We start from the raw sequence: 15,674 nt of genomic DNA, 5'->3' as shown, positions 1-15,674 counted from the left end.
GGCCATCAACAGCCTCGCCGGCTACTACGGCGAACGCGTCACGACGAACTGACAGTCACCGACACCCGGCCACCCACAAAGATCAGGACACTCCCAAGTAGCCGGCGTAGCCGGCCTGACGGGAGCCGAAGGCTGTCTCGAGATGGGCTGCGCCGGAGCAGGCACGGGCCCAGTCGACGAACCGACCACAACCGGAAGCACCGCCGGCCCTGCCTCCCATGACCAAACGGGAACCGACACGAGCGGCGGCGGTGGTACCAGTACCGAGGGCTCCGGCAGCGGATCGGCAGCAACCTCCGACAGCGCCGGCAGCGCAGCCACGGACACCAGCAAGGGCGGCACGGCCAACGACTCCACCGCTACCACCAACGACACCAACGCCTCCACCACCGGCTCCTCCAACCCCGCCAAGGGCAATGGCGGCACTGAGGTCAGCAGTTCCACGCCGAAGTGCAGTTTCTCGCCTGAGACCCCGGTCCTCATGGCGAATGGGACCACCAAGGCCATCGGCACCCTCAAGGTCGGGGACAAGGTCGAATCGGCCGACCCGAACACTGGCAAGGAAAAGGGCGCTCGTTCAGTCCAGCACGTCTGGATCAACCACGACACGGACCTCCTTGATGTCACCGTCAACGACGGCCACGGTCGCACCTCCGTCATCCACACCACTGCCAACCACCCGTTCTGGGACGACACCACCCACTCCTGGGTCCGCGCAGACCACCTCAAGCCCGGCCACAAGCTCGCCAGCACCAAGGGTCAGCACCCCACCGTCGTCAACACGAAGGTCACTCCGGGCGCGGCGAACCGCTGGAACCTGACTGTCCAGCAACTCCACACGTACTATGTGATGGCCGGATCGACCCCGATCTTGGTCCACAACACGCTTGGCTGCCCTCCTGGTGGGGCGAAGAGTGGAAATATCCCCAATACCTCGAAGCCCATTGTCGGTAACTATCCGGACAAGGGTCAGACCTCGCTGTATGTCATCCATGGCACCTCGAATGGAGACATCTTGAAGTGGGGTATTACCAACGATCCTGCTGGTAGGTACTCGCTCGGAGATTTCGAGAGCTGGAGTGCACAGTACGGCGGGAAGTATCAAATGACCATCGTGCGGAATTTTGATACTCGGGACGATGCCTTGACGCTTGAGCGCTATATGACCGAGCGTGTCGGTGGGCCGGAGAATTATGAGGACTGGGCCAATACTGTCCCAACTGGTCAATCCTGGCGGGAGGTCTACCATGAGGGCGTCAACCTGTGGCAGCAGGGGCGAATAGGCCCAGGTGGAGCGTTGCCGTAGCGTGGTCGGGTCGCCTCATAGCCTCGGCTTGTGAGGCGACCCGCGTTGGACTGCATGAGCTGGCAAGCTCTCCGATGTATGCTCCGCTCAGGTGTGGCTAGGTGAGGATTGGAACGACGCCATGAACGATCAGCGCACGCTTGTAGCCGGCCTTCTGGCGCGCATCTATGTGCCCCTGACCAGTGATGATGCTGTGCTGTGCCTGCAGGCAACGGGCGCGCAGTCGATCGAGGCCGGGGAGGTGGAAGACCTTCTCGTTGCCGATCTTGAGAGCTTTCAGCGTGGTGATTCGCAGACACAATGGATTTGTCCTGCGCTGAGCGGTGACGGCGGAACACCAGAAGATGAATACATCACACTCTCCGGTTGGCCGCTGAGAAGTCGCATCGTCTTTGGAGTTCTGTCGGAGGCTCAGGAGTTGATGCTCCTGCGGCAGTTCTGCGATCTCGCAATTTCTGCCCTTGAAGGTGGGAGATTGGACGGCGAGTTGGGTCCAATGGTGGAGAGGATTGAAGGTCTTACCATCCACTTCGACGAAGCGGGCAGTCAGCGCTATCGGAAGGCTGAAGGGCTCTATGGCAAGCTGGCGGCCTGTCGCGAAGTGGCTGAAGATGCGTATCCAGCTGCTATGCGTCGCGAGAAGGCGGCTCGCGACGCCGCCGTTGGGTTGATTTCCCAGCTAGGCAGTGAAGAGATCCTCTTTGGTGTGCGAGAATAGTCGACTATCATCACGTAGCATCGAGTTAGAGCTTCTCGTCAGATTGCACAGAACAGCGCCCCGCCAGAGTTTTTCTGGCGGGGCGCTGTGGCGTGTGCGGGTGGCTTGACGGCAACGCTGACGGCAACGTCAGCGGACGGTGATCCCACAAGCTGGGGGTTCGTCGTCTTCGGGGCCGTCGTCGTCGGGGTCGGTGAGCGCGTTGCCGAGGGCTTCGATGGCGTCGCGTTGGAGGCGGAGACGGACGTGTGCGTAGATCTCGGCGGTAATGGAGATGTGCGCGTGGCCGAGTAGGTTCTTGATCACGACGAGCTCCACGCCCTGCTCCAGGAGCAGGGTGGCGCAGGTGTGCCGGAGGTCGTGAAACCGGGTGCGGCGTACGCCCGCGTGGCCGAGCAACACCCGGAAGTGCGCGGTGACCGAGGTCGGCAGCAAGGGACTCCCGTCCGGGGTGGTGAAGATCAGCCCCGATTCGTGCCAGTCCGCCCCGGCAGCGCGGCGTTCTGCCTGCTGCGCGCGGTGGTGCTGGGCCAGGGCGGTGATGCAGGCGTCGGGGAGGGCGATGCGCCGCTCGGAGGCCAGGGTCTTGGTGGGGTAGAGCGCGGTGCCGCCGCCGGCGGGGGCGTGCTGGAGGGTTCGGCGGATGTCGAGAGTTCGAGCGCGGGTGTCGAGGTCGGACCAGGTGAGGCCGAGGAGTTCGCCGCGGCGCATGCCGGTGCGCAGGGCGAGCTCCCACAGGGCGTGAAGTCGATCGTCTCGGGCTGTCTTGAGGAAGCGTCGGGCCTCTTCGGAGGTCAGCGGCTCGAAGCGGCGGGGCCGGATCGGTCCGAGCTGGACCGCGCGGGCGACGTTGCGGGTGATGCGTTCCTCGCGAACGGCGTGCTGGAGAGCCGAGCCGAGGACGGCGTGAACGTACTGAAGGGTGCGGGGAGCGAGGCGCTTGCCGCAGCACTGGCCGATGGCGCAGCAGCGGGGGACGCGGTGGGGGTAGTAGCGGTTGGGATGCCGTTTGGCGTCGGTGCCGTTGGCGCAGCACTGGCAGGTGACGCGGAGGCGGTCGAGCCAGGTCCGCACGTCGCGGGTGGTGAGCCGGGCGAGCTTCTTGCTGCCGAGGGCCGGGATGATGTACTTCGCGATGCAGACGGTGTACTGGCGGTGGGTCGTGGGGCGCAGCCGGTCGGCGGCGACATAGTCGAGCCAGTAGGTCAGGTACTGGCCGACCGTCAGTGTCTCCGTGCTGACGGGGATGCCCTCGTTGCTGGCTGCGAGGGCGGTGGTGAGCTTGTCGAAGGCTTCCTTGCGGGTGCGGCCGTAGACACGGATGCGGGTGCGGGTGCCGTCCGTGGCAAGTACGTATCCGGCGGCCTCCCAGCGGCCGTCTTTGCGCTGGTAGACGGTGCCGTCGCCGTTGGCGCGATTCTTCCTGGGGGTGGGCATCAGGCAGCCGCCTCCGTTCGGTTGGCGAGGTAGGCCCGTAGGGCGTCCGGGTGGATGCGGCGGGCGCGGCCGATGGTGATCGAGGACAGTTCGCGGCGGCGGATCAGGTCATAGACCGTGGAGCGGCCGACCTTGAGACGGGTCATCACCTCCGGAACGGTGAGCAGTTCATCGGGCATGGTCGGGCATGTCTCCTTCCGATTCGAGGTAGGCGAGTTCTTCGCGGGCGGTGACGCGGTTCTCGTAGATGTCGCGGGCGATCCCGGCGGCGAGCAGGGATTCACCCGGTGTGAGTCCGGACCCGGCGAAGCTCCAGTGCGCGAGCACCAAGGTCTCTTCGTCGGGCAGGTCGTCCAGGTCGGGCAGACCCTGTTCGAGCAGTCGTTCGCGCAGTTCCTCGCGGGCCTGGGCGGCGCGGAAGTCCGTCCGGGTCTGCCGCAGCGCGCCGAGCGTGGTCGAGTAGCTCGGGGACTTGGACGAGAAGTGACCCCGGAAGCCGAGCATGTGAGACCAGTGCGCGAGCAGCAGTTCCGGGTAGGCCCCGTCCAGGTCCCAACACGTCTCGATCAGGCGCCGCGTGTGCGCGGGCACGTCGTAGCGCTCCACCTCGCTGCGGTCGATCAGTCGACGGTCCACGCTCTCGGTGCTCTCGGCGGCCTTGGTTGCGTACTTGGCCACGTACGAGGCGACAGCCTGTTCGGTGATCTCGGAGCCGTCGCCGAAGGCTTGGATGGGGCGCACGTCGATCTGCTCGCCCCAGCGCATGACGCGGGACGGTTGGGCGGGGATCGCGGGCACGGTCTCGTAGCGCTCCACGACCTCCGGGCGACCGGCGAACGGGCCGACCGGCACGTAGGAGTCCCGAGCCGCCTCACGGATCGCGCGATCGAGCAGGGCGACCGTGGCCCAGGCGGGCGGAGGGCTGTCGGCACCGTCCGGTCCGTCGATGCGGATCACGGCGTGGAAGTGGACCGCGCCCCGGCGCTGGTACTCGGCGACCTTGCCGAAGCTGACGCGGGCCACGTCGTTGAAGTCCTTGAGTGTGAGCCCGGCGGCCTTGGCCAGCTTCCGGCGCAGACAGATCGTGAACCTCCGCCACAGGGCCGGGGCTTGGTTGTTCCACAGCACCGCGTGGGCGTAGTCGTAGCGCTCAGGGTCGAGCGGGGTGCCGAGGATCGGGTCTCCGGTCAGGTGGGCGGTGCCGCAGCGGCAGGCCCCGGAGTCGGGACGGTTGTGGACCGGGCCGAAGGACGGCGCGGTCAGGGTGGCGAAGACGCGCGGGTGATCCCGGACCGTGGCGGGGACGCCCTTGGACTCGTCGCCGATGAGCCCGGCGCGGATCAGGTGGTAGGTGTCGGCGGCGTAGGTGCGCGAGCAGGCGGGGCAGCGCGAGGCCCGGCGGTTGCCGCAGGCGACCTTGATTCGGCCGTCCGGCTCGGAGTCCGTGGCGTACCGGTGGAGAACCTGCCCGGTCGGGCCGTGCAGCAGGGTGCGGAAGCCTTGCAGGTGGATCGGGTGCGAGCAGCCCCCAGTGCGGCGGATCAGTTCCACCTGACGGGGCACGTCGCCCCGACGAGCCAGGCGCGCCAGGTCCAAGATGGCGGCGCGCTCCGACTCGTCAGCGGGAAGGGCGTAGGTCACGCAGCCACCGCCCCGGCGGGGTCAGCGGCCTCGACCAGCTTCGAGCCGCCGCAGATCCGGCAGTAGATCTCCATGCCGGTCGAGTCCCATCCGGTGCCCTCGCACTCCGGGCAGGACAGCCACGAGCGGGAAGCGAACTCGGCGGCACACTCGGGGTTGATCTGCCCGTGGAAGTCGCCGCAGACCGGGCAGCCGTGACCGGTCCGGGTCGAGCGGATCTCCCGGCGCTTGCTCTGCACCACGAACGAGATGTGGATGATCAGGTCGGCGTCGAAGCTCTCGCTGTGCGCTGCCCGGATCTTGGCCACCTTGGCGGCGCTGTGGTGCTCCTGCTGGGCGGTGGTCAGCCAGTAGCTCAGGAGCTGGATGGCGTCCTGGGCGATGCCGAGGCGACCCCGGAACCGCAGGCCCTGCACCGCGTAGGCGGCCAGCTCGGACGGGTCGGGGTTCACCGTCATCTCGTAGTCTGAGGCGTGGATGGCCGCGATCAGCTCGGTCTCGGTCAGGTCCGCCAGCTCCGAGGAGAACGCGGCAGCGGAGGCAAGCGTGACGGGCAGCGTTGCAGGCATGATGGAACTCCCTTGGAAGAGGGGCGACGGGGACGGCGACGGCTTGGCGGCTGGAGTGCCGTCCCCACTGCATTTCCGGGTAGCAACTGGTGCGTACCAGTAGTGAACAACTGGTGCGCACCAGTGTCAACCCCCACCGCATCAGATGGGTTGTCAACTTCTGCTGCCTCTATGGAACTTCCGGAAGGGGTGCCCCCGGTAGCTAGCTGGGGTTAACCCAGTTTTGTTAACTCCTGACGGATCGTGATCAGGTGATGCATGCTGCTGACAGTCAGCGAACTGATTTGCCACGGGGTGCCCACATGTCCCAGCAGCTACGACAAGCTCGGAAGGCTCGCGGATGGTCGCAAGAGCGGCTGATCCACGAGATCGAGACGTACGCCCGACGGCACCTGATCAACGTGGCTTCGAGAGCGAGCCTGAAGGTCTATGTCTCCGAGTGGGAGAACGGCAAGCGCCAGATCTCCGGGCAGTACGTCGGGATACTCCGGTCCATACTGGGGCTCACCGATGCCGAGTTGCTCGGCAGCACGGACCCCGGGGCCCCGCCGGTCGCGGACGGCTACGACGACCTCCTGAACCGGATCGAGTCGTCCCGCAGCCTGAGCGTTGGCATGGTGGACACGTTCCTTGAGCAGACCGAGTTGCTGCGCAGCTTCGATCGCCAGCTCGGAGCATCAGGACTGGTTGACCAGATGGGCGCGCACCTCACGCGGCTGGAAGACGCGTTGACGTTCGCAATCCTCCCCGGTGTCCGAGGGCCGATCGCGCGGGCGTTGGCCGGCGCGTCCACCTTGGCGGCATGGCAGGCCCTTGACGTTGGTGCCGTCGAACGAGCTTGGCGTCACTACGAGTTGGCGAAGCGGGCAGCGCTGGAGTCCAACGAACCGATGTACCTGGCGCACGCAACCGCTGAGCAGGCATACGTGCTGACAGACGCGGGCAGGCCCGAGCTGGCCGTCGAACTCGTCCGAGACGCCCAGGAGACCGGCAGGGGACGGACTTCCCCGAGGCTGGCAGCGTGGCTTCATGCGACCGAAGCGGAGATCTGCGCGAAGGCTGGGAAGCCCGACGAGGCCCGCCGAGCACTGGACCGAGCCGCCTCAGTCCTTCCCGCGGGCGATGAGGCGCGGGACCCGGACATGCTGAGCATCTTCCTCAACGGGACGCATCTCGCCCGCTGGCGAGGGAACGTGCTCGCTCTCCTCGGAGAGGACGACGCCGTGGGAGATCTCTACGCGGCACTCGACCGGATGGACCCGAGTTTCGTTCGGGCGACCGCAGGACTGCGTGCCGATCTCGCCCAGGCGCACATCACGCGTGGCGAGATGGACCAAGCAGCCGAGCATCTGCGACAGGCTCGACTGCTGGCCGGACGTACAGGCTCGGTCCGACAGCGAACCCGGATCGAGCGGTTGACGCGCTCTATCTAGCGGCGGTTCCGGCGCGCGAAGCCAGGACGTGCAGCAAGGCGACAAGGGTTCCCGCCCCCATCAGCTCACCCGACGCCATCATGCCGGGGATCTCCGAGAGAGGCACCCAAGCGACGCGGCCAGCCTCCTCCCCGCCTTCCGGCTCGCCCACGAGCCGAGCACCCTTGCCGACAAAGATCTCGTGCGGGGAGTCGACCATGCCCACCATGGGCTGAAAGGTCACGACGTGCTCTAGGCCATCGGCCCGCCAGCCGGTCTCCTCCTCGATCTCCCGGAGAGCCGCAGTCAAGCCGTCTTCGCCAGCATCCACGATGCCGCCGGGGAGTTCCCAGCCCCACTGGTCCGGGACGAAGCGGTAGCGCCACAGCATCAGCACCCTGTCTTCGTCGTCCAGGACAGCGGAGATCGCCACACGGTTCAGCCGCACGACGTGGTGCTCAAAGCGCTCGACGCCAGGCGGCTCAACGTCCACCAAGGTCAGTTTGACCCACTGATTGTCATAGACCGTCCGCTCTCCATGGATCTTCCACGACTCCAGCGGCTCCCCCTGATCGGTCACGACTACGCCCCCTCGGCGTTGGAGCTGATGAAGTAGCCCCGGCCATGCTCTGCGCGAATCAGTCCCTCAGCGGTCAGCTTGGCGAGGACCAGGCGGACGGTGGTCCTACCGGCTGACAGCTCATCAGCGAGCACGCGCTCAGAGGGCAGCTTCCCGCCAGGCTGCAACGTGCCATCGCTGATCCATCCACGGATGGTGTCCTCAACTCGCGCCGTGGTCTCGCCCATGTCCCTCCACGTCCCGCTCTGATCACTGGTACGAACCACTGTAGGCGGTGGGAATGTCAGTCGGCTATGCCGAGCTTGATCATCCGAGCCATTGCCCAACCTGCGCCCAACCTGCGTGTGCCCAACCTGCGGTGTGGTTACGATTTTCGCTACTGAATCAAGGCGCTCGCTCCGCTCGCGCGCTACGGGCTCCCGTCCCTGCTGACCTTCCCGCCGTTGACTGCCCCGGTCCCGCCCCGGCCCGATCGGCGCCCTCTCCCCGGTCGCTACCGCAGGTCCGCGCTCCGCCAGCCGCAGGGAGCGGAGAGCAGGAAATCGACGCGGGACGAGTCCCGCAGCAGCTACCACGGACACACGGGCAGAGCGAATAACTGATCGGCGACCTCACGGTCTGGACATTCACACTGCTACGCGGGCGTCGGCCACCCGCCGACGCCCGCCCGCACTCCTGTCTGCGCCCCGTGCGGGCGACGCCGGCGGTGGCCTCCCCCTCGGCAGAGAAGGACAAGGGGGATCAACAGTCCGGGGCTGCATGGCTGAGCTCACCAACGATTTGCTTCAAGCACCCACCGCCGGGACGGGTACGGGGTGCGTCCAGGGCACCGGTCGGGCCGGGGCGGGACCGCGACAGCCCTGGCGGAAGGCACGCAGTACAGGCGGACTCGTTTCCGCGAGGCGTGGTGCCCCGCAGCCGTGACCATCGCCGCCAGCAGGGTGCACGTCATGGGGCTCCGCCCCAAACCCCGGCCCTTCTCAAGGAGCGACGAACCGAGGGGGAGAGGGTGCGGGAGGGAGGGGGTTATGGGCGGTGGCGCGGTGCGGTTCCTCCCCGATCGAGCCCCGGAGGCGTACCGAGAACCTCCCAGGGCCGCCAGGCCAAGCCCAAGGGTCACGCTGTGAGCCTGGCGGCCCTGGGAGAACCCCGGTTCGGCAAAGCTGCCCGATCGAGGAGGAACCACCCCACTCAGGCCCGCATCTGCCGAAGATCGGCACGCGCTCGGAGTGCCGGCGCAGACGCGGCGAGCGCAGACAGGTCGAAGGCCCGCATGCCAGACTGGCGGCATGACGCAGCACGCCTTGCACCTCACAGCGGCGATCACCCACGAGGGTGAGTGGTACGTCGCCCGATGCCTCCAGGTCGAGGTCACCAGCCAGGGCCGCACCATCGAGGAAGCCATGGGGAACCTCCGCGAAGCCCTGGAGCTCTACTTCGAGGACGAGCCCGCTCCCGAGGTCTACGACGTGATCACCGCGCCGATTGAGGTCCGCGTCGCATGAGCCCCGCCGTCCCGCACGGACTGTCCGGGGCCGAGGTCGGCAAGGCGTTGATGCGCGGCGGCTTCGAGCACGTCTCGACTCGCGGCAGCCACGCCAAGTACCGCACCGAAGGCCGGACCGTCATCGTCCCCCTGCATCATGACCTTGCAGCCGGGACGCTCCGGTCGATCCTCCGCCAGGCCGATTGGTCGGTGGAGACGTTGGAGAAATTCCTTAAGTAATTCCACCCCCAGAGGTCTATACCTCTGACGGCAACGCTGACGGCAACACCAGCGGACTCCAGAGCACTTCTGGGGACGCCGGCGGACTCCCGCATCGTACGTGGCCTGCGAAAACGCAGGTGAGTAGGGCTCGCCTATCACACGTACTATGTTGTGGCGGGCGGCGTCCCGATCTTGGTTCACAACAGCAGCACGTGTGAAGTGGCCCTTGGAATTCGCAAAGAGGGAGATCTTCGCAACTTTGCGCAAACTAATGGCTTCGAGCATTTTCTTGACAACTCGATGGAAGATGCTCTGGCAAATGTGCGAGCTGTAGCGAATGAGCAGCCGGATCGCCGAATCAATGTCGTGCTTGACGGCTTCAAGATGTCAACTGGAAAGCCAGGTACGCCGCAGCAGCTATTTGAGGACTTCTATCAAGAAGGCATGGTTGGCAAGCCCTGGATTACCACTCAGAGGGAAATGAATATCCTCGGCGAGTCTGTCAGGTTGGGTAATAGATCTTGGGATTCCATCACCTTCTGGCAGGGGGGTCGGGTGGTTCCAATTGATCTGCCTGATTTTAATGTCCTCCGTGCGGCTGGATGAGCGGTCCTTGAGACCTGCAGTCGGACTGCCCAGCGGTCAGATCGACTTGATGGGCAGTCCGGCTATGATGGGAGACCTGTCCGCCGCGCAATAGATGCCGCTGGGTGGCAGGTCTGCATTCTGTTGGACATGTGGCATATATCTGAGTCTGCTTTCGATGGGCGGTTTTCTGGTGCGTCTGGTTGAGTGGGATCGAGAGTTCAAGGTCTGGGCCTACGGATTCAGCTACTCCAGATTGCTCCTCCGGAGTGAGCCCAGGTTTGACTCCGATGAGCGAATCGAGATTCTTTTCTCTAATGTGCAGCACATGAATATTTCGGCAGAGATGGCAAATCTGAAGATTGATCGAGTGGAGCTGCGGGAGGAATTTGAAGCCATTGGCATTGGTGTCCCGCCTGAGCCGCATTTTGCCTTTTCCTTGAATTCAGGTGCGGGTTATGTGATTGCGACTCAGTGTGACTGGCATGCGGATCGCGAGTGGATTGATGCGCCATCCCATTTTGCGCCATTTCGCGGAGTGAAGTAGCGGCGCGACGGGAGCCGCGGCTTCTGCGACGCTAGGGGCTTCAGGGTGATGTATTCCAGTGAGAGTTCTGCTTTTTCCTGCTCAGCGGCCCGATGGTCCGGAGTGTAGCGGGGCCGCGTTGGAGTCTGAGCGGCGTTCGTCAGGATTTCGCGCGAAAGGGTGGTCGCGTCGCCTGCAGCGGCAATGGCTTGCGTGTGCTAGGTGGCGGCGGTGCCACGTCGACCAGGTCAAGGTGTGGCCGCGGGATCCAGTCGAAGCGGTGGGTGGTGGAGCGCACGTTTTCGTGGCTGACCGCTCACCGTCGGCTGGCCCGGGGTTACGAGGCCAGCCGGGCCCGAGCGGAGACCATGATCCGCTGGGCGATGATCGGCGTCCTGGTCCATCGGCTGACCCGCGGCGGTCCCGCCACACGGCTGGGCCGCAGGCCGTTGGTTCGGGTGCTGCCGGACGAGGGTACGGTTCCGGCGCGAACGAGCACTGCACCCCCTGGCGACTGTCCTTCCACGCGGGTGCGTCAGTCAGTGGTCCCCGGGGCGTGCCCCGACGATTCAGGGGACGAGGGCCGGCGGCGTGCCCCGGGAAGGTAGTCGCGGTTGTAAGCCCATCTGTCCATCTCCTTGGGAACTCCTCGCAATAGCGTCAATAGACCCACGACTACGAAGGCCGCTCCGAAGAGGGAAAAGTCCAGCAAGTTGCCCGGCGCTGACTCCTCCTCCGCGGTCGAGACGGCCGAGACGTTCGAGGGATCGTTCGGGTCGTAGACGACGGGGATCTGGTCGCCGACGCCGTACTGGTGTGGGACGCCGTGCGCCTTTGCTTGCCTTTCGCGGCTTCGTTGGTGGTGCCGTTTGGAGTCGCTGGCCCGCAGTACAGTCCAAAACGTCCGCCCGGCTCGCGATCATTGACTGCGTCACGTGGGCGGATGCGGACAGTCGGGGATCCCGCAGGTCGTTGACCTGGGCAGATCCTGCGTGAACGCGGGCAGCGACGCCCCTGGCGACACACAGTAAACGTATCGATGCGACTGCAGATCGTGAGAATGCGGGGCATGGGGTGGTCGCAAGATCGGTTCGGTGAGGACGGTTTTGGCCCCGGATTGGCCCCGAAGGAATCTTCCCGAACAGATACATACTCTGACCTGCATAAATGCAGGAGGCGGACGAGTCGGCCTGTACGCCGGGTACGGGCCGCTTCGGCCGCAAACAGATCGGGCAGGGTCTCGGAGCGGGCGCCCCGTCAGGTCAGTGTGGCTGCGGTCGGGTTCCAGTCGCTGGGGAGCGGCGGGATGGTGGTGTTCCTCGGCTGTAGGTGTGCGGTTGCGTGGGTTGCGGCGGACTCGGCGACGGCGGTCATTGTCTCCAGGACGTGTTGGGCCAGGTCGCCGGAGGCGCGGTGCTGCTGGTTGGTGCGCAGTGCGCGGGCCAGGTCGAGGACGCCGAGGCCGCGGCCGGCCACGGGGCCCTCGACCGGGAGTTCGCGCCAGGTGTCGTCCTCGAAGCGCCGGATGCGCAGCGGGCCGGTGAAGCTGTTCGGGTCGGGGAGTTGGAGGGTTCCCTGGGTGCCGGTGATCTCCAGGAGTGACCGTGAGTGGGGGGAGTCGAAGCTGAAGGTGGCGGCCGCGCTCGGGCCGCTGGCGAAGTCGAGTAGCGCGTGGACATGGGTGGGTACGTCGACGGGGAAGTTGGTGCCGGCCCTGGGGCCGGACCCGATCACCCGGTGGTCGCGGGCGCGGCGAGCGGTGGCGGCCACGCGCGTGGCGGGGCCGAGGAGGGCGACGAGGGCGGTCAGGTAGTAGGGGCCCATGTCGAACAGCGGTCCGCCGCCGTGGCCGTAGAGGAACTCGGGGCTGGGATGCCAGCGGTCCGGGCCCGGGCTCTGCATCACGGCGGTCGCGCTGACGGGTTCGCCTATCGTGCCCGCGAGCAGGGCCCGTTGGGCGGACTGCAGGCCCGCGCCGAGGAAGGTGTCCGGGGCGCTGCCCACCCGCAGGCCGCGACTTCGCGCGTCGGCGAGGATCGCGGCGCCGTCCTGTGGGTCGAGCGCGAGCGGCTTCTCGCCGTAGACGTGCTTGCCCGCGGTCAGGGCCGCCTTCGCGATCTCGGCGTGGGCGGCCGGGACGGTCAGGTTGACGACGATCTCGACCTCGGGGATCGCCAGGACCGAGGCCACGTCGCCTGCCTCGGGGACGTCGTACTTGCGGGCGACGGACCGGGCGCGTTCGACGTCCAGGTCGGCGACCGCGATCAGGGCGATGTCGGGGAACTCGCCGAGGGTCTTCAGGTATTGGGCGCTGATGACGCCCGCGCCGACCAGGGCGACGCCGACTGGGCCGGTGTTCATGCGGTGCGCTCCAGACGGGCGAGGTAGGCATGGCTTTGGGCGAGGGCGTCGAAGACGTCGCCCGTGCAGGAGTCGAGTTCGACGATTCGCTGGGCGGTGGGAGCGGCGGCGAGGAAGTCTGCGATCGGCATGGTGCCTTGGCCGACGGCGGTGTTCGGCTCGTTCCGGACGCCGGGGCCGTCCTTGACGTGGAGGGCCAGCACCCGTTCCCCGAGGCCGCGCAGCAGCGCGGGTACGTCTGCGCCGCCGACAGCGGCCCAGTAGGTGTCGATCTCCAGGAAGACCTCGGGCGCGAGCAGGTCGGCGAGCGCTTCGAGGGCGTGACGCCCGTCGATCCGCGATTCGAGCTCCCACCAGTGGTTGTGGTAGCCGATGCGCATGCCGTGCCGGGCGGCGTCGACCGCGAAGCCGTTGAGCAGGTCTGCGGTCCGGCGTATGCCGTCGTGGCTGGTGAATTCCTCGGGTGCGATGCCGCCGGGGATGACCACCAGATCGGTGCCGAGTGTGGCGACGGCGTCGAAGACCGCGTCCTGGTCGGCGTCCGGCTGGAGCAGGGCGTAGGCGTGGGTACTGGTGACGGTCAGTCCGAGGTCGTCGGCGGTGCGGCGGAAGCCCTTGGGGTCGTTCATCGGGTCGAACGGTTCGACGGCGGTGTAGCCGATGGCGGCGAGCCGGGTCAGGGCCGTGTCGTGGTCTTGAGCGATCTGGTCGCGCAGCGTGTAGAGCTGGACGCTGATGGGGCTGGTCATCGGTGGTGTCCTCTCGTTGCGGCGATGCGGTTCAGCCGGCGCGCGTTTCAGACGACGATGAGGGGGCGCAGGGTGCGGTGGGCGATCTGCAGGCCCTGGGTGACGCGTTCGGTGCTGCCGCTCCAGACCGCGTCCTCGTGCTCGACCGACAGGACGCCGGTGAAGCCGCCTTCGTAGAAGGCGTCGACGAGCCGGCGCCAGTCGACGTCGCCCAGGCCGGGGACCCGGTAGCGCCACCAGCCGCTGTCCCAGCCGTCGTTGCGCTCGACCGTGCGCCCGAAGACGCCGTAGCGGTTGCGGGCGCGGGGGTTGAGCTGGGCGTCCTTGGCCTGCGCGTGCGGGATGCGGCCCAGGTAGGGGGTGAGCGCCTCGACCGGGTCGATACCCAGCCAGAGCAGGTGGGAGGGGTCGAAGTTGAGGTAGAGGCCGAGGCTGAACATCCACTCCCATAGTTCCGGGGAGTAGGCGAGGTTGCCCGGGTAGCCGTCCGGGTGCCAGCCCTCCATCACACAGTTCTCGATCATGATCTTGACGCCGCGTTCGCCGGCGTACTCCACCAGTGGCGGCAGCAGCCGCTCGGCCAGCGCGAGGTTCTCCTTGACGGTGCGGCCCGGGTCGCGGCCGATGAAGGTGCCGACGCACTCCACACCCAGCAGCGCGGCGGCGTCGACGGTGGACCGCAGGTGCGCGGCGATCTCGGCGCGTCGGGACTCGTCGGGGTGGAGGTTGTTCTCGTAGTAGGCCAGGGCGGACAGCGTCAGCCCGTGGCGGTCGAACAGGGCGCGGATGTCGTCGGCCCGGGCCTTGCCGAAGTCGGCCACGTCGATGTGGCTGGCCTCGAACTCCCGTGAGCCGGTGGACGGCCAGGCGGCGACTTCCAGGGCCTGATAGCCGAGGGCCGAGGCGCGGGCCGCGATGTCGGGCAGGGAGAGTTCGGGAAGGCAGGCGGTCAGAAAGCCGAGCTTCACTTACGGCACCTCGATCCAGGAGCGGGACGCGGCCGAACGCAGGACCGCCTCGGTCAGGCGGACCATGCGGGCGGCGTCGTCAAAGGAGGGGAACGCGTCCGGTATGCCGTCGCCGCGGGCCGCGGCGTAGACGTCGCGCACGAACGCGGCGAAGCAGTCGAGGTAGCCCATGGGATGTCCGCCGGGGACGGTGGACAGCCGTGCGGCCGAGGGGGACAGCAGCGCGGGATCACGTGCAGGCACGCTGTTCTCGGCGCGACTGCCGACGAAGAGCGACTCGGGGTTCTCCTGGTCGAAGGCGAGCGAGGTCCGCTCGCCGTCCACCTCGAACCAGAGGCGGTTCTTGCGGCCCGGTGAGATCTGGGAGACCGTCAGCGCGCCGATGGCGCCGAGGTCCGTGCACAGCAGGAGTTGGACGGCGTCCTCGGTCCGGCAGTTCGTGCCGTCGCGCGCCACAGTCCGGGTCAGCGCGGTGACCTCGGTGATGCGGTGGCCGGTGACCCATTCGACCAGGTCGCACCAGTGCGAGCCGATGTCCGCGAAAGCGCGGGAGGGACCGCCGATGTCAGGGTCCACACGCCAGTTGGTGTCAGCGGGCAGGGAGAGCCAGTCTTGCAGGTAGTGGCCGTGGAGCAGCCTGACGCTGCCGGCGCGGCCGTCCTTCACCCGAGCCCGGGCCTCCGCCGCCATGGGGTGGTAGCGGTAGACGAAGGGAACGGCGGCGACCTGCCCGCTGCGCGAGTCGGCGGCGGCGACCAGGGCGTCCGCCTCTGCCCGGGTGCGGCCGAGGGGTTTTTCGCAGATCACGTGCTTGCCGGCCTTGAGCGCGAGCTCGGCGAGCGGGCGGTGGGTGTCGTTGGGTGTGCAGACGTGCACGACGTCGACGGCGTCGCTGGTGGCCAACTCCTCGGCGGAGTCGAAGGACTGGGCTACCCCTAGCCGTTCGGCCGCCGCCGTGGCCCTGGCGGGCGTGGATGCGCTGATGCCGACGACCGTGGCCCCGGCCCGGCGTGCGGCGTCCAGGTGGACGCGTCCGATCATGCCTGCGCCGAGGATGGCCGCGCGCAGTGGAAGCTGGGGCACGGCGGCCCTCCTTTTCTGCTGAAGTCGACGC

The 15,674-nt window shown here is 67.1% G+C and carries 16 protein-coding genes and 2 pseudogenes; 8 read left to right on the top strand and 10 right to left on the bottom strand.

Annotation, left to right across the window (positions count from 1 at the left end; genetic code table 11):
* Nucleotides 1-142: 142 nt before the first annotated feature.
* Both ABH940_RS34705 and ABH940_RS34700 read left to right on the top strand, forming a co-directional pair.
* Nucleotides 143-1,306, top strand: coding sequence for a polymorphic toxin-type HINT domain-containing protein (locus tag ABH940_RS34705; protein ID WP_370107089.1), 1,164 nt, complete (start codon nt 143-145; stop codon nt 1,304-1,306).
* Nucleotides 1,307-1,427: 121 nt separating this feature from the next.
* Nucleotides 1,428-2,024 (top strand): hypothetical protein, encoded by a 597-nt coding sequence (locus tag ABH940_RS34700; RefSeq protein ID WP_370069540.1) that lies wholly within the window; start codon nt 1,428-1,430, stop codon nt 2,022-2,024.
* Nucleotides 2,025-2,153: 129 nt separating this feature from the next.
* On the opposite strand, the gene ABH940_RS34695 is transcribed toward ABH940_RS34700, so the two are convergent.
* Genes ABH940_RS34695 through ABH940_RS34680 form a run of 4 tightly spaced genes read right to left on the bottom strand, consistent with a single transcriptional unit; the run spans nt 2,154 to nt 5,671 of the window.
* On the bottom strand, nt 2,154-3,461 hold the full coding sequence (locus tag ABH940_RS34695) for a tyrosine-type recombinase/integrase (protein ID WP_370069542.1): 1,308 nt from the start codon (nt 3,459-3,461) through the stop codon (nt 2,154-2,156).
* Entirely contained in the window at nt 3,461-3,640 is a 180-nt protein-coding gene (locus ABH940_RS34690) for a helix-turn-helix domain-containing protein (protein WP_370069544.1), read from the bottom strand. The genes ABH940_RS34695 and ABH940_RS34690 overlap by 1 nt, the downstream gene beginning before the upstream one ends.
* Nucleotides 3,630-5,102: a replication initiator gene (locus ABH940_RS34685; RefSeq protein WP_370069546.1), complete on the bottom strand. Its 1,473-nt coding sequence runs from the start codon at nt 5,100-5,102 to the stop codon at nt 3,630-3,632. Before ABH940_RS34685 ends, ABH940_RS34690 begins: the two co-directional genes overlap by 11 nt.
* Nucleotides 5,099-5,671, bottom strand: a complete 573-nt coding sequence (locus ABH940_RS34680; protein ID WP_370069548.1) for a hypothetical protein — start codon at nt 5,669-5,671, stop codon at nt 5,099-5,101. The genes ABH940_RS34685 and ABH940_RS34680 overlap by 4 nt, the downstream gene beginning before the upstream one ends.
* 302 nt (nt 5,672-5,973) lie before the next feature.
* On the opposite strand from ABH940_RS34680, the gene ABH940_RS34675 reads away from it, so the two are divergent.
* Complete coding sequence (locus ABH940_RS34675) at nt 5,974-7,104, top strand: XRE family transcriptional regulator (protein WP_370069550.1); 1,131 nt, start codon at nt 5,974-5,976, stop codon at nt 7,102-7,104.
* On the opposite strand, the pseudogene ABH940_RS34670 reads toward ABH940_RS34675, so the two are convergent.
* Nucleotides 7,097-7,890: pseudogene (locus ABH940_RS34670) on the bottom strand (NUDIX domain-containing protein). The gene ABH940_RS34675 and the pseudogene ABH940_RS34670 sit on opposite strands and share 8 nt — an antisense overlap.
* Before the next feature lie 1,062 nt (nt 7,891-8,952).
* On the opposite strand from ABH940_RS34670, the gene ABH940_RS34665 reads away from it, so the two are divergent.
* From ABH940_RS34665 to ABH940_RS34645, 5 genes and pseudogenes are all read left to right on the top strand, one after another.
* The gene (locus ABH940_RS34665) at nt 8,953-9,168 is read left to right on the top strand and encodes a type II toxin-antitoxin system HicB family antitoxin (protein WP_370069552.1); all 216 of its coding nucleotides are present in this window, start codon (nt 8,953-8,955) and stop codon (nt 9,166-9,168) included.
* Nucleotides 9,165-9,389, top strand: coding sequence for a type II toxin-antitoxin system HicA family toxin (locus ABH940_RS34660; RefSeq protein WP_370069554.1), 225 nt, complete (start codon nt 9,165-9,167; stop codon nt 9,387-9,389). Before ABH940_RS34665 ends, ABH940_RS34660 begins: the two co-directional genes overlap by 4 nt.
* Before the next feature lie 201 nt (nt 9,390-9,590).
* Nucleotides 9,591-9,977, top strand: a complete 387-nt coding sequence (locus tag ABH940_RS34655; RefSeq protein WP_370069556.1) for a hypothetical protein — start codon at nt 9,591-9,593, stop codon at nt 9,975-9,977.
* 157 nt (nt 9,978-10,134) lie between these two features.
* Nucleotides 10,135-10,503: a hypothetical protein gene (locus ABH940_RS34650; protein ID WP_370069558.1), complete on the top strand. Its 369-nt coding sequence runs from the start codon at nt 10,135-10,137 to the stop codon at nt 10,501-10,503.
* Nucleotides 10,504-10,757: 254 nt separating this feature from the next.
* Nucleotides 10,758-10,898: pseudogene (locus tag ABH940_RS34645) on the top strand (IS5/IS1182 family transposase); the annotation flags it as partial.
* A gap of 119 nt (nt 10,899-11,017) precedes the next feature.
* On the opposite strand, the gene ABH940_RS34640 reads toward ABH940_RS34645, so the two are convergent.
* The 5 genes from ABH940_RS34640 to ABH940_RS34620 form a co-directional block, all read right to left on the bottom strand.
* Nucleotides 11,018-11,371, bottom strand: coding sequence for a DUF3592 domain-containing protein (locus ABH940_RS34640; protein ID WP_370069642.1), 354 nt, complete (start codon nt 11,369-11,371; stop codon nt 11,018-11,020).
* Nucleotides 11,372-11,739: 368 nt separating this feature from the next.
* Nucleotides 11,740-12,843: a Gfo/Idh/MocA family protein gene (locus tag ABH940_RS34635; RefSeq protein ID WP_370067069.1), complete on the bottom strand. Its 1,104-nt coding sequence runs from the start codon at nt 12,841-12,843 to the stop codon at nt 11,740-11,742.
* Nucleotides 12,840-13,592: a sugar phosphate isomerase/epimerase family protein gene (locus ABH940_RS34630; RefSeq protein WP_370067071.1), complete on the bottom strand. Its 753-nt coding sequence runs from the start codon at nt 13,590-13,592 to the stop codon at nt 12,840-12,842. The genes ABH940_RS34635 and ABH940_RS34630 overlap by 4 nt, the downstream gene beginning before the upstream one ends.
* Nucleotides 13,593-13,639: 47 nt before the next feature.
* Nucleotides 13,640-14,560 carry a sugar phosphate isomerase/epimerase family protein gene (locus ABH940_RS34625; RefSeq protein WP_370067073.1) on the bottom strand — a complete coding sequence of 307 codons (921 nt, stop codon included), beginning with the start codon at nt 14,558-14,560 and terminating at the stop codon, nt 13,640-13,642.
* A complete protein-coding gene (locus ABH940_RS34620; protein ID WP_370067075.1) occupies nt 14,561-15,643 on the bottom strand; it encodes a Gfo/Idh/MocA family protein in 1,083 nt (360 codons plus the stop codon). It lies immediately after the preceding gene.
* Nucleotides 15,644-15,674 lie beyond the last annotated feature (31 nt).

Source organism: Streptacidiphilus sp. BW17 (assembly GCF_041262485.1).
Lineage (GTDB): Bacteria > Actinomycetota > Actinomycetes > Streptomycetales > Streptomycetaceae > Streptacidiphilus.
Note: the sequence above shows the minus strand (reverse complement) of the source record. Positions and strands in the feature narration are given on the sequence as shown.